This is a genomic window from Flavobacterium bizetiae (genome assembly GCF_902804475.1).
GTDB lineage: Bacteria > Bacteroidota > Bacteroidia > Flavobacteriales > Flavobacteriaceae > Flavobacterium > Flavobacterium bizetiae.
Genome location: NZ_CADCSU010000116.1, coordinates 1 through 12518 on the forward strand (window position 1 = coordinate 1; position 12518 = coordinate 12518).

General features: G+C 33.6%; 13 protein-coding genes. 6 read left to right on the forward strand and 7 right to left on the reverse strand.

Annotation, left to right across the window (positions count from 1 at the left end; translation table 11 throughout):
* Window positions 1-287 precede the first annotated feature (287 nt).
* On the forward strand, window positions 288-1352 hold the full coding sequence (locus tag FLACOL7796_RS16280) for a tetratricopeptide repeat protein (protein ID WP_173971788.1): 1065 nt from the start codon (window positions 288-290) through the stop codon (window positions 1350-1352).
* A 24-nt stretch (window positions 1353-1376) separates the two neighbouring features.
* On the opposite strand, the gene FLACOL7796_RS16285 is transcribed toward FLACOL7796_RS16280, so the two are convergent.
* Window positions 1377-2054: an endonuclease III domain-containing protein gene (locus FLACOL7796_RS16285; RefSeq protein ID WP_173971789.1), complete on the reverse strand. Its 678-nt coding sequence runs from the start codon at window positions 2052-2054 to the stop codon at window positions 1377-1379.
* A 221-nt stretch (window positions 2055-2275) separates the two neighbouring features.
* Between FLACOL7796_RS16285 and FLACOL7796_RS16290 the strand changes: the two genes are divergently transcribed.
* Window positions 2276-2956, forward strand: coding sequence for a hypothetical protein (locus FLACOL7796_RS16290; RefSeq protein WP_173971790.1), 681 nt, complete (start codon window positions 2276-2278; stop codon window positions 2954-2956).
* A gap of 33 nt (window positions 2957-2989) precedes the next feature.
* Complete coding sequence (bcp, locus tag FLACOL7796_RS16295) at window positions 2990-3442, forward strand: thioredoxin-dependent thiol peroxidase (protein ID WP_173971791.1); 453 nt, start codon at window positions 2990-2992, stop codon at window positions 3440-3442.
* A gap of 364 nt (window positions 3443-3806) precedes the next feature.
* Here bcp and FLACOL7796_RS16300 read toward each other — a convergent pair whose 3' ends face one another.
* Entirely contained in the window at window positions 3807-5270 is a 1464-nt protein-coding gene (locus FLACOL7796_RS16300) for a TonB-dependent receptor (protein WP_173971792.1), read from the reverse strand.
* 90 nt (window positions 5271-5360) lie between these two features.
* Here FLACOL7796_RS16300 and FLACOL7796_RS16305 point away from each other — a divergent pair, with 90 nt between their 5' ends.
* Genes FLACOL7796_RS16305 through FLACOL7796_RS16315 form a run of 3 tightly spaced genes read left to right on the forward strand, consistent with a single transcriptional unit; the run spans window position 5361 to window position 7118 of the window.
* Window positions 5361-6125: an MBL fold metallo-hydrolase gene (locus FLACOL7796_RS16305; protein ID WP_173971793.1), complete on the forward strand. Its 765-nt coding sequence runs from the start codon at window positions 5361-5363 to the stop codon at window positions 6123-6125.
* 13 nt (window positions 6126-6138) lie between these two features.
* Window positions 6139-6642 carry a hypothetical protein gene (locus FLACOL7796_RS16310; protein WP_173971794.1) on the forward strand — a complete coding sequence of 168 codons (504 nt, stop codon included), beginning with the start codon at window positions 6139-6141 and terminating at the stop codon, window positions 6640-6642.
* A gap of 44 nt (window positions 6643-6686) precedes the next feature.
* Entirely contained in the window at window positions 6687-7118 is a 432-nt protein-coding gene (locus tag FLACOL7796_RS16315) for a hypothetical protein (RefSeq protein WP_173971795.1), read from the forward strand.
* Between the two features lie 50 nt (window positions 7119-7168).
* On the opposite strand, the gene FLACOL7796_RS24585 is transcribed toward FLACOL7796_RS16315, so the two are convergent.
* The 5 genes from FLACOL7796_RS24585 to FLACOL7796_RS16340 form a co-directional block, all read right to left on the reverse strand.
* Window positions 7169-7762: a hypothetical protein gene (locus FLACOL7796_RS24585; RefSeq protein ID WP_197913331.1), complete on the reverse strand. Its 594-nt coding sequence runs from the start codon at window positions 7760-7762 to the stop codon at window positions 7169-7171.
* A 58-nt stretch (window positions 7763-7820) separates the two neighbouring features.
* The gene (locus FLACOL7796_RS16325) at window positions 7821-8465 is read right to left on the reverse strand and encodes an alpha/beta hydrolase (protein ID WP_173971796.1); all 645 of its coding nucleotides are present in this window, start codon (window positions 8463-8465) and stop codon (window positions 7821-7823) included.
* Window positions 8466-8704: 239 nt separating this feature from the next.
* Window positions 8705-9031, reverse strand: coding sequence for a hypothetical protein (locus tag FLACOL7796_RS16330; protein ID WP_055098245.1), 327 nt, complete (start codon window positions 9029-9031; stop codon window positions 8705-8707).
* 5 nt (window positions 9032-9036) lie between these two features.
* Entirely contained in the window at window positions 9037-10293 is a 1257-nt protein-coding gene (locus FLACOL7796_RS16335; protein ID WP_173971797.1) for a dihydroorotase, read from the reverse strand.
* A gap of 188 nt (window positions 10294-10481) precedes the next feature.
* A complete protein-coding gene (locus tag FLACOL7796_RS16340; protein ID WP_173971798.1) occupies window positions 10482-12410 on the reverse strand; it encodes a vWA domain-containing protein in 1929 nt (642 codons plus the stop codon).
* Between the last annotated feature and the right edge of the window lie 108 nt (window positions 12411-12518).

A 12518-nucleotide genomic window follows, 5' to 3' on the forward strand; every position in this document is an offset into this window, starting at 1 on the left:
AAGTTTATGTATTAAAAACCTTTCAATATATAGAAAAATTCAATAATCAATAATAACCAAATAAGAAGTATAACCAAAACCAAATCATCTATGACCAAAAATTACCCTAACCACGTTTCGTTTGTTGTTCATTTTAATATCTCCTAAAGAATATTAAAAACCAATGAGTATTTTATCGAATATTGATCAAGGCAAGAGTAAAAAACTTTTGGCCTCTGCAGTCTATTTGCATTAAAATTCTCATAAGTAGTACCCTTAATCTATTTAACAACCAAACCTAACCGAAAATGAAAAAGAACTTTAAGATCTTATTATTGCTACTATCAATAAGTATAGGCGCATACGCTCAAAAAGAAGAAATAAAAGAAGCGCAATCTTATTACAGCAAAGGAAAAACACAGGAAGCATTAGCGATTTTAAAAAAAATAGAATACCTAATAGTAAATGCGCCGGTTGAGGTAAAATCAGACTTTTATTTTACAAAAGGAAACGTTTACAAAGATTTAGCAAGTAAAAATGTCGATGCCGCAGCCAATTTTGCTTTAGCAGTAGGAGCATATCAGGATGTATTATTGTATGAGAACGATTCTCAAATTTACAAATACGCTTTCAAGGCAAGTTTGGCCCTAAAAGAAATGAAATCTAAATTGGTCGACGGCGCCTACAACGATTTTAAAGCAGAAAAATTCAAAGAAAGTGCCGATAAAAGTTACGAGGTCTATCTATTCGACAAAAAAGATGTCAGAAACCTTTTCAATGCAGCGTCAGCCGCCTTTGCAGCAAAAGAGTATAAATCAGCTATTAAGTATTTCGAAGAACTTAAAAGGTTAAACTACACAGGCGAAATGGTTATTTTTTATGCAACCAATAAAAAAACAAAACAAGAAGAAGCCTTTATTTCAATGAGTGCCAGAGAAGCAAGTATTCAGGAAGGACTTTATGAAAAACCAAGAAATGTAAATCCGCCATCAAAAAAAGAAGAAATCCTGACTTCTTTAGCATTCTGTTACATGGAAACCAACGATTATTGTAGTGCCGAAAAATATTATGAAGATGCATTACAAGTCAATCAAAATTGCATGACCTGTTTTATTAATCTTGCCTATGTCAAAATCCAATTCAAAAAAGAATTACAAGACCTTATGGGGACTTTAGGAAACAGCCTAGGCGAAATGCAGCAATATGATAAATTAGATGCTCAAAAAGACGAAATTGTAAAAAGTGCCATTCCGTACCTGAAAAAAGCACTTAATATAGAACCAAAAAACGAAAGTGCTACAAAATCACTTTTGGGAATCTACAGATCGCTGAATATGACAGGCGAATATAACGCCCTTAAAAACAGCATGTAAAGCAAAATAAAAAATAGACAGAAGCTACTTAACAATCTTTTTAGTAGCTTCTTCCTTTTTTATAGCTTCCTCTATCAGCGATTTTTTGCCAACAGTTCGGGTAATAATATCTTTATCCAGACTCCATCCTCTTGCAGGCGAATATTCACGGCCATACCAAATAATCTGAAGATGAAGATCGTTCCATAATTCTCTCGGAAATAACCTTTTAGCATCTTTTTCAGTCTGTACCACGTTTTTCCCGTTCGAAAGATTCCATCTCAACATCAATCGATGAATATGCGTATCAACCGGAAAAGCCGGAACACCAAAAGCCTGTGACATCACCACGCTGGCCGTTTTGTGTCCCACCGAAGGTAATTCTTCAAGAGCTTCAAAACTCTGCGGTACTTTCCCGTTATATTTATCGATCAAAATATGCGATAACCCATAAATTCCTTTCGATTTCATTGGCGACAAACCACACGGACGAATAATTTCCTTGATTTCCTCGACAGACATTTTAATCATATCATACGGATTATCAGCCTTCGCAAAAAGAATCGGTGTAATCTGGTTCACGCGCACATCCGTACATTGCGCCGAAAGCAAAACAGCAATCAGTAACGTATACGGATCCTTATGATCCAAGGGTACAGGTATAGTAGGGTAGAGTTCTTTTAACGTATTTATAACAAATTGTACGCGAGCTTCTTTATTCATTTCCGTATTTTTAATCCCGTAAAAATACTATAATTTTCATGATGTGCCTAATCCAGCTTTCCGTTACAACTCCTCATTGTGGCAATAACATTTTTAAGCATTCGCAAGAGCTTCCTCCGGTCGCTTTGCCAATGCAAAAAATGTAAATTACCACAACTCCGGGGTTTTCACTTCAATCTGGGGCATAAAAAAGCGTATCTTTAATGTAATTTATTGAAAAAATGAAAATTGTAGTAATAGTTATTTTTCTGGTTTTTTCGCAATTTAGTTTTGCACAAAATTGTAGTTGTAAAGAAAAACCCCAATTAAATGAAATTATATCTTGCGAAAAAACAATCTTTAAAAACGGAGCAAAGATTTACTATCAGTTTAACTGCAATTCATCCTGGCTTGTTTTTGAAAGCAAGACAAAAAAGAAGAAAAAACTTTTTTCGTTAGATAAAGATTTGATCGAGTTAACAGGAAGATTAGGTTATACAAGCTGGGCTGAGTATAATAACACATTTATTATAGAAAATCGTTTAGTTTCTGGTTGTTGCGATCCATCAGAGTTCGTACTGTTTAATAAGAATAACGGAAAAAAAATTGCAAATCTTGGTAGGGAAATTTATCATAGTAACATTAAGAAATATCCTTATTTTGTTACTATTGATTCTAAAGAGTCTAATTTTTTAAGTTTCTTAAATTTGAGTACCAACAAAATTTTTAAAATTTATTTACCAAAAGGAAGAATAGATAAAACCTTAAAAATCACTAGCGGAATTTTTTCTGAAACCTTATTCGAAGAGGGAGAAATTAAAAATGGTATTTTTGAGATTGAATATAGATATAAAACTCAACATAACGGAAAATGGTTGATTGGAGAGATAAAAGTAGATTTAAATAAACAGGTATTAATCTAAAATCCAAAATCAACAATCTAAAATTTAAAACATATGACAACATTAAAAGCCGGTGACAAAGCACCAAATTTCTCAGGAACAGATCAAGACGGAAAAATGCATAAATTAGCAGATTACGCCGGAAAAAAATTAGTCGTTTTCTTTTATCCAAAAGCAAGTACGCCAGGTTGTACAGCCGAGGCATGTGATTTGAGAGATAATTTTGAGCGTTTTAAAGCCAATAACTATGAACTTCTGGGAGTAAGTGCCGATAGTCAAAAAGCACAGGCAAAATTCAAAGACAAATACGAATTTCCTTTCCCGCTTTTAGCCGACGAAGATAAAGCTGTTATCAACGCATTTGGCGTTTGGGGACCAAAGAAATTCATGGGGAAAGAATACGACGGAATCCACAGAACTACTTTCGTAATCAACGAAAACGGAATTATCGATGAGGTTATCGAAAAAGTAAAAACCAAAGAACACGCAGCACAGATTTTGAAATAAAGATTTTTGTTTCAGGTTTGTTTTGTTCCAGGTTTCGAGCTTAATGGTGATTTTTACCGCAAAGCACGCTAAGTTTTTTTCTTAGATTATTTATAATGCGCAAAGTTCGCAAAGCTTTACCTGAAAAAATACCTCAGACAACTTTGTCAAAGTTTTAAACTTTGACAAAGTTTCAAGTTCAGCAAAACCTGAAACCTAAAGCAAAAAAAGTTCGCAAAGCTTATTCAACAGAAAGCTTTGCGAACTTTTTATTTACAAAAGCTACAATTACAAGAAAAAAACTTAGCGTGCTTTGCGGTAAAAAAAGAATAAGAATCAAAAAAAAAAGTCCTAAAAAGAAATTCTCTTTAGGACTTTTTTGATATTACAAATTGTTTTGTTCTAATTCAGTTTCCGGATGATATCCAAAAAGATGGTGTTCTTTTATAATTTCGGCAATACCAGACGGAAGCATTGGTTCCCAACCTGGTTTTCCCTGATTGATCATTTTTAAAACCTCGCGAGAGAAAACCTCAAGGTTATGCGGATCGTAATCTGCTATATCAACCACTTTTCCGTTGAACTTAAAGAATTTGTATAATTCTTTCATTCTTGGATGTACTTTTAAGTTGTTTGAATCCATCAAAACGCCATTTTCATCTAACATCGGATACAAGAAAACTTTCATATCTCTGTAGAATAATTTTCCAAACGCTTCTAAGATTCCACCACTTAAATGACGGTAGTATTTCTCATCAAAAATATCTACTAAATTGTTTACACCCATTGCCAATCCCATTCTGGCTTTGGTATAATTAGCAAAATATTCAACTACTTTATAATATTCCTGAAAGTTCGAGATCATTACGGTCTGACCCAATGAGCAAAGCAACTCGGCTCTGTCCATGAAATCACGTTCATCAATTTCACCATCAGAACGTAAATTCGAAAGTGTAATTTCAAAAACCACCAAAGTATTATCTTTCTCGACCTTATTTTCTTCAAGAAACATTTTAAGAGATTTCTCGTACATGTCCATATTTACCTTCGTAACCGGACGGAAACTTCCTCTTAAAGCAAGAAGATTCTTTTTGTATAAAATGGCTGCTGGTAAGATGTTTTTTCCTTCAGGATTAAACATTACGGCATCAGTCATTCCGTTTTTAACCAATTGCAAACTCATTAAACGATTATCAACATCAGCAAAACGAGGTCCTGAGAAGTTAATAGTATCAATTTCGAGTTGGTCTTTGTCTAAGTGATCGTATAAATAACGAAGTAATCGTTTAGGATCGTTGTATTTGTAAAAAGCACCGTAAATAAGGTTTACACCTAAAATCCCCAGTGTTTCTTGTTGTAGTCTGGCATCAGTTTCTTTAAAACGAATGTGAAGAATAATTTCGTTGTAAGCTTCGTCAGGTTCAATTTGGTATCTAATTCCAACCCAACCGTGACCTTTAAACTGTTTTGCAAAATCTATTGTCGCAACAGTATTAGCGTAACTAAAGAACAGTTTTGTAGGGTGTTTTTCTCTGCTTAAACGCTCCTCAATGATTTGTCCTTCAAGAGTAAGCATTTTTTTTAATCGCTCTTCGGTTACGTAGCGACCATCGCTTTCAACCCCATAAACCGCATCACTAAAATCTTTGTCATACGCAGACATTGCTTTTGCAATTGTTCCCGATGAACCTCCGGATCTGAAAAAATGTCTGACAGTTTCTTGCCCGGCACCAATTTCAGCAAAAGTTCCGTAAATATTCTCGTTTAAATTAATGCGTAACGCTTTGTCTTTTATGGAAGGAATCTGTTCGATGACCTTGTCACCTTTGAGTTTTATTTCTGTACCCATTTTATTTTAAATAGATTTGTTACAAAGTTAGCAAATTAGGCTTCTAATGAAAGAGAAATAATCCTATTTTTGTAAAAAAATTAAGTTCAATTGAAGGTATATTTTTTAGGTACTGGTACTTCACAAGGCATTCCGATAATCGGAGTCGATCATCCCGTTTGTAAAAGCACTGATGCTAAGGACAAAAGGCTCCGCGTATCCATCTGGATTACGTGGGGTGAACATTCTTACGTTATCGATTGCGGTCCTGATTTCAGGCAACAAATGCTTTCTTGCGGCTGCACACATCTCGATGCTATTTTATTTACACACGAACATGCAGATCATACTGCCGGTTTAGACGATATACGCCCGTTTAATTTCAGACAAGGCGAAATCCCTGTGTATGCACATCAACGCGTTATAGACAATCTAAAACGACGTTTTGATTATGTTTTCGAAACCGTAAACAAATATCCGGGAGCTCCAAGCGTTAAAACCATTGAGGTTATCAATGATCAGCCTTTTGCTGTTGGCGATAAAACAGCCATTCCGGTAAATGTTATGCATGGCGATTTGCAGGTTTTTGGTTATCGTATAGATGATTTTGCCTATTTAACTGATGTTAAAACAGTTCACGAAACAGAAGTCGAAAAACTAAAAAATCTTAAGGTTTTAGTCGTGAATGCATTGCGCGTAGAACCTCATGATACACACTTTAATTTGCAGGAAGCACTTGATTTTATAAATTTAGTCAAACCCGAAAAAGCCTATTTAACGCATATTAGTCATGTTTTGGGCTTTCATGAAGAAGTACAGAAACAACTGCCTAAGAACGTTTTCCTCGCTTACGACAACTTAGAAATTACAATTTAATTATACCACAACAATGAAAAAATCCTTAATGCTTTATCTTTTTATCCTTGCGATACTTATGAATGTTTTTACTTATATGTTTTACAGCAGAGAAGTAAAATTTGGAGAAGAGCGATATGATAAAACGACTAAGAAACTAAGAGATAGCATCAGTTTAATGACAACGAAATTAGCCGATGCCGATTATTTTTCGTTAGAACATAACGAAAATGCCCAAAATTACTTTGATAACGAGGCTTCTGGAGGAAAAGTAATTTTATTTGAAAAATTAATTCCGGTTGTAACCGAGAAATTATTAGACTTCAATGCAAATCCAAATGGGAATCCTTACACAGGACAGGATAAAATAGGTCCGAACAAATTTATCATCAATAAAATAAAAATATTAAACCACAGATGGATTATTGCAGATTACAGTAATGGTGAATTATGGGGAGAAGTCCTGTTAAAATATTTTGTTGATCAGGATGAAAAGATTACTTTTGAAGTAAATCAAACTTGGTTATATCAAAAATAGAGTTCGAAATTCTATTTTTTGACCAGTTTTAAAAAATGGAATTTATGAAAAAGATATTTTTATTTTCGGCTATTATTGGGTTATCTTTCTCTTGCGCTAAGAAAGTAGGAGAAGAAAATAAAGCGCCAAAGAAAGAAGAATCAAAACCGGCTAGAGTAGTAGGAGGAGATTCTGATGCACACGGATGTAAGGCTTCTGCAGGATATACGTGGTCTGCACTTAAAAATGAATGTGTCCGACTTTTTGAAGTGGGTACAAAATTAGCCCATGCCGAAGACGGAAAAACGTATTCAACAGTTGCCTATGTAATTTTTGACGGAAATAAAGCAGAGCTTTTTCTCGATACTCAAAAAGAACCAATTCTTTTAGAAAGAAAGTCCGAAGGTGATTCCTGGACGAAAGACGATTACCAGTTAATTCCCTGGAAAGGTTATGTGCTGAAAAAGAACGGTAAAATTATTTACACAAGAGAGTAATCAGTTTACAGTATACAGTCGCAGTTTTCAATTTGAAAGCTGCGATTTTTTTATAATTGATTAAAAAATTCTTTGATCATTTTTGAGCTTTCTTCGGGGCTTCGTAGTGATACAAATTCACCATTTTTATCTATCGTAAAATGTCCTTTAAAAGCGTCAGGCATTGCGTTATATTGGTCATTTACCTGATTGAGAGTTTCTTTGAAACAATTGTAATTGTATTTCTCGACTAAATAAGGCAAAGAATTTTGTCCTCTTAAAAGTTCGTATTCCTGATAATTATAAGACGTTGTTTCTTGTCTTTTCAGCAATGTCAAATTAAATTTTAGCAATAGTTTTTCTGTGTCTTTCTCACTAATAAACTGAGAAAGTCCGCGCAATGCATAGATTTTCATATCGAGATAACGTTCTTTTTTATACGCACTATCAAAGAAAATCTTTAATTCAGGAAAATCAAAATCATATAAAAGTCTCAGGATCTTGTTTCTGATGTCAAGTTGCTTTGTAGCAGAATAAATCCTTGTTAAATGAACAGAATTATCTTTATCAATGAATTTCTTATCTAAAGAAAATAATGCATTTCTAAAGTCTTTATTACTATCCTTAATTTTTTCGTCAGTTAGTATATCTGGAAATTTACTCATTTTTAAGATTTAAAATAGCTACGTACTGAGACTTCAAACTGCGACTGAAAACTAAATACTACTCAGCCAGCCAATTCTTAAAATCAAAGAAATTTTGAGGAGCTACACCATGTCCAACAGGATATTCCTTATAAGTAACCGGAATATTTAATTTTTCAAGAATAGCTGGAGTTTTTCTTGCCCATTCGATTGGAATTACCTGATCTACGGTTCCGTGTGATGCGAATATTTTAAGGTTTTTAAAGTCGTTTTTCTCGTAACCTTCTTTGATGATTTCTTCGTTGAAATAACCACTCATCGCCACCACTCGCTGAATTTTTTCAGGGTAAGAAAGTGCCACTGAGTAACTCAAAATAGAACCCTGGCTAAAACCAATTAAAGTTACATTATTAGCATCAATAGGATAATTCGCAACCAATTCATCTACAAAAGTGGCGATTAAATCACGTGAAGTTTTGGCTTGCTCGTTATCTGAAAATTTATTCTGATCTGCATCAAAATTAATCGCGTACCAGGCGTAAGCACCATATTGCAAATCATAAGGAGCGCGAGCAGAAATAATGTAATAGTTATCCGGAAGTTCACTAGCAAACGAAAACAAATCGGCTTCGTTACTGCCGTATCCGTGTAATAAAAGTAAAACAGGATTTTTATCTAAGATAACTTTTGGTTCTTGTATTTTATATTCTAAAGATAGGTTCATTTGTTTAGTTTTCGGTCGCAGTCTCAGTTTTCAGCTGAATTACGAGTTTGTTATATTTTATGCTTTGAGCTTTAATTAGGATGATAAAAAATCTGTTTTTATCCGCGTTTTTGCTTGCAAATCTGCGTCATCCGTGTTCAAAATTTATACGCTGATAAAACAGGTTCATTAAAGTGAAAAGGCTGATTTAACGGATTTTTTTTTGGAATTTGGAATTTTAAAAAATTGGAATTTAAACTTTATCCTATCGATTTAAACCATTTTTGAAATAAATTCCCCACTAACGGAATTGGTCTTGTTTGTCCCTGAATAGCACTAAAAATTCCATAAGTCCATAAGATAGAGATGCAAATCCACATTGGGAAAGTGATCATAAAGCTGTCGAAATTGCTGATAATAGCTCCAAAAGAAATAAAAGCCAGCGATAATCCTAAAGCCTGACGAATATGAAATGATGCAAAACTATTTTTATTTTCAGAGTTCATAGACATCGCAATCAAAACACCAATAATTAAAATATAGCTGGTAATGGCGATTGATTTTCCCTCTTCGATTGAATTATTCATTGTAATTATTTAGTGATAACAAGTTGATTTTGATTCAAAATTCCGTAAACAGAACCTTTTATTTCAGTTCCTAAAAAAGCAGAGTTTTTAGATTTTGAAAGAATATTTGCTTTCGTAAAAGTCGATTTTCCTTCAGGAGTAAAGAAAGTAAAGTTAGCTTTAGAACCTTCGGCAATTGAATTGCTTTCAATTCCAAAAATAGCTTTCCCTAAAGTCAATTTCTTGATTACAGTTTCAAGAGGCAGAACAGTTAACAAAGCTCCAAAAGCACTTTCTAAGCCAATTGTTCCATTTTTCGCCGTGTCAAATTCCATTTTTTTGAATTCAATATCAATCGGGTTGTGGTCTGAAGTAATAATGTCGATAGTTCCGTCTGTAACTCCTTTTAATAAAGCTTGTCTGTCAGCTTCAGTTCTTAGCGGTGGCGTAACTTTAAAACGCGTATCAAAACCTTCTAGTTTTTCATCGGTTAAAACCAAATGATGTACAGCGACACTTGCCGTTACTTGTAATCCCTTTGCTTTAGCTTCTCTGATTAACTCAACCGATTTTGCGGTAGAAATGGTCGGAATATGAAGTTTTCCTCCTGTATATTCCAATAGAAATAAGTTTCTTGATATTTGTAATTCTTCGGCTAGATTCGGGATTCCTTTTAAACCTAATTTGGTCGAAACGATTCCTTCATTCGCAACACCATTTCCTTTTATGTTTGGATCCTGAGAGTAAGTAATAACCAATCCATCAAAATCCTGAACATATTGCAAAGCGATTTTTAGCAAGTTAGCGTTGTCGATACTTTTATTGTAATCTCCAAAAGCAACCGCTCCTGATTTTTTCATGTCAAATAATTCCGCCATATCTTTTCCTTCGCTCGCTTTGGTTAAAGCACCAATAGGAAAGAGTTCTGTAGCAAAACCATTCGCTTTATTCTTTACAAAATTTACCTGCGATTGATTGTCGATAACAGGAAAAGAGTTGGGCTGTAAAGCAATTGCCGTAAAACCACTTTTTGCTGCTACGTTCAGTCCGTTTGCAATGGTTTCCCTGTCTTCGTAGCCAGGTTCTCCTAATGAAACACTGCTGTCAAACCAACCTTGAGAAAGATGTAAATTGTCAAATTTAACTTCGGTTGTATCTTCGATATCAAGAATCGAAGTTCCTATTTTTTCTATTAAACCATCTGCAATTAAAAGATCAACGGTCTGGTTATGAAACGGACTTTTTGAATCGATAATTTTGGCGCTTCTGATGATTATTTTCATATGTAGAGAAATTTATTTTAATTGAAATCTTGTTTCTAATACTTTTTGGCCATACAGTTTGTCATTTCGACGAAGGAGAAATCTCCGCCAGTAACTCCGTAATGAGAATCAAATCTTTGTCGAGCTTGTCATGGAGATTTCTCCTTCGTCGAAATGACAAACTAAGAGCTAAAAGAAAACGTTACGTTTTACTTCACAAATTTAATAATTGCCATTTCTAATGCTAAAAATAACAGTGCAAAGATAACAAACCATTTCCAAATTTGGCTGTCAGTTCGTTCAGTTTGTAGCGTATTAAAGATAGTCGAAATCGTATCGGCAGTTTTAAAATCCGAAACCACATTTGTGTTTACCTGACTCAAATCGCTTTCGGTTCTTTTATAATTGAAGCTCAGGTTTTCAACCCATTCTTTTTTATCAAAAATGCTATAATTTCCGGCTGTTTCAGGGAAATCATTAAAAGTTAATTTTACTTTATTATTCAGGATTTGCTGAATCGGAATAAAAGAATCTTCAGTTCCTTTTACTTCCAAAATAGCATCTTTTGTCAATAAAACATCTACAAAATACGGTTCGTTATTACCAATGGTCAGGGCATTAACTCCTGTTTTTTGATTGTTTTGACCCATTTTATAAAATAACGGAACAATTAATGGCGATTGCTGGAAGTTCGAATTTGTGGTATTGATAGGCGCTGCAAAAACAGTAATTCCGGAAACAGGATTCTGAATAGCGGTTACAAATACACTTTGATCTTCATAAGATAAAACGGCCGGATAAGGGCTCGAAATATCAAATGAACTATTTGTTTTTGGATATTGAAAATTGGTGATTTTATTTTCGAAAACTCCGGAAAATAAAGGATGATCGAAATTGATTTTGGTAATTAACTTGTTTTTATTTTCAATATCTCTGAATTGAATTTTTCCAAAATTGCCCAAAAATGAATTCAAATTCGAGACAGAACTTTTTTCTGAAGGAATGACAACCAGATTTCCACCCTTAGAAACAAATGCTTTTAAGGTCGTTTGTAAAGCCTGAGGAACTTCAATTAATTCATTTAAAATAATGGTGTTTTGTTTGTCTAAACTATTATAATCTAAATTGTTAATCGAGTAGTTGTTGTAATTGAATTCAGATGAAGTATAAATTCTCGCTAAGAAATTACTTTTTTCCGGTTCTCCGATACTAATAACATTTGTTTTTTTAGTTTTCGAAATACTGAAATAGAGTTTGTTGTCGTACGTTAGGCCATTGTCTTCAATAGTTACATATCCGTGGAAAGCTTCTTTTGGAATCGTAAAGTTGATTTTCTTTTTCTTAGCATCAAAATTAATAATCGTTTTAGCAATTAGTTTGTTCTGATTGTATAATGCCATCGAAACGGGTTTAAAACCTTCTCCGTAAGCAGATAAATTTACTGTTAATTCGTAGAAATTCTCTAAAGTCTGGTTGATAAAAACGCTATCAATAGCAATATTGTTTTTTTGTTCGGCTGATGGAATTATAAAATATGGTTTTTCTTCGCTATCAATAGTTGCAACATCTTTTTCAGCTAAACCAACAGCATCTGTTATAATAACAATGTCTTTTTTATAAGCCGATTTATGGGCTTTTATTTTCGCCATAATCGACGAAAGTTCAAAAGGAGTTGCACTGTATTGTAGATTTTGCAAAGCCGCTTTTGAAGATTTAATATCGGTATTCCAATAATTTTCAGTATTGGTTAATAACGAAAACTGAGTTGTTTCGGGCGTGTTTTCCAGTAATTCCTGAACGGCGCGTTTTAGCAATTCACCTTTTTTGCCTTTTGCCTGCATACTAAACGAATTATCCAGAATAATGTACATTTCGTTCGTTGCATTTTTACTGTCTTTAGCTTCAAAAAAAGGTTGGGAAAAGGCTAAAATAATACAAGTCAATAATAATAAACGAGTGGCTAATAAAAGTCTTTTTTTGATTTTTGAACTCTTTCGGGTTTGAATCGAAAGTTCTTTTAAAAAGCGTACGTTAGTGAAGTAAGAAGTTTTAAAACGTCGTAATTGAAATAAATGAACCAAAATTGGAACAATCAATAAAAACAGAAAGTATAGAATTTCAGGATGTTTAAAATGCATTCTGGCTTAGATTTATTTCACAACGTTTTGTAGATGCTGGTCAAAAATACAAATTTTTCGTCAAACCATATAGGTAATAATATTTAAACCATATAAGTAATGTAAGAA

Coding starts and splice junctions, on each gene's coding strand:
- FLACOL7796_RS24585 (WP_197913331.1), bottom strand. CDS start 7,762: ATGAGTAAATTTCCAGATATACTAACTGACGAAAAAATTAAGGATAGT.
- FLACOL7796_RS16325 (WP_173971796.1), bottom strand. CDS start 8,465: ATGAACCTATCTTTAGAATATAAAATACAAGAACCAAAAGTTATCTTA.
- FLACOL7796_RS16310 (WP_173971794.1), top strand. CDS start 6,139: ATGAAAAAATCCTTAATGCTTTATCTTTTTATCCTTGCGATACTTATG.
- FLACOL7796_RS16315 (WP_173971795.1), top strand. CDS start 6,687: ATGAAAAAGATATTTTTATTTTCGGCTATTATTGGGTTATCTTTCTCT.
- FLACOL7796_RS16280 (WP_173971788.1), top strand. CDS start 288: ATGAAAAAGAACTTTAAGATCTTATTATTGCTACTATCAATAAGTATA.
- FLACOL7796_RS16300 (WP_173971792.1), bottom strand. CDS start 5,270: ATGGGTACAGAAATAAAACTCAAAGGTGACAAGGTCATCGAACAGATT.
- FLACOL7796_RS16340 (WP_173971798.1), bottom strand. CDS start 12,410: ATGCATTTTAAACATCCTGAAATTCTATACTTTCTGTTTTTATTGATT.
- bcp (WP_173971791.1), top strand. CDS start 2,990: ATGACAACATTAAAAGCCGGTGACAAAGCACCAAATTTCTCAGGAACA.
- FLACOL7796_RS16290 (WP_173971790.1), top strand. CDS start 2,276: ATGAAAATTGTAGTAATAGTTATTTTTCTGGTTTTTTCGCAATTTAGT.
- FLACOL7796_RS16335 (WP_173971797.1), bottom strand. CDS start 10,293: ATGAAAATAATCATCAGAAGCGCCAAAATTATCGATTCAAAAAGTCCG.
- FLACOL7796_RS16330 (WP_055098245.1), bottom strand. CDS start 9,031: ATGAATAATTCAATCGAAGAGGGAAAATCAATCGCCATTACCAGCTAT.
- FLACOL7796_RS16285 (WP_173971789.1), bottom strand. CDS start 2,054: ATGAATAAAGAAGCTCGCGTACAATTTGTTATAAATACGTTAAAAGAA.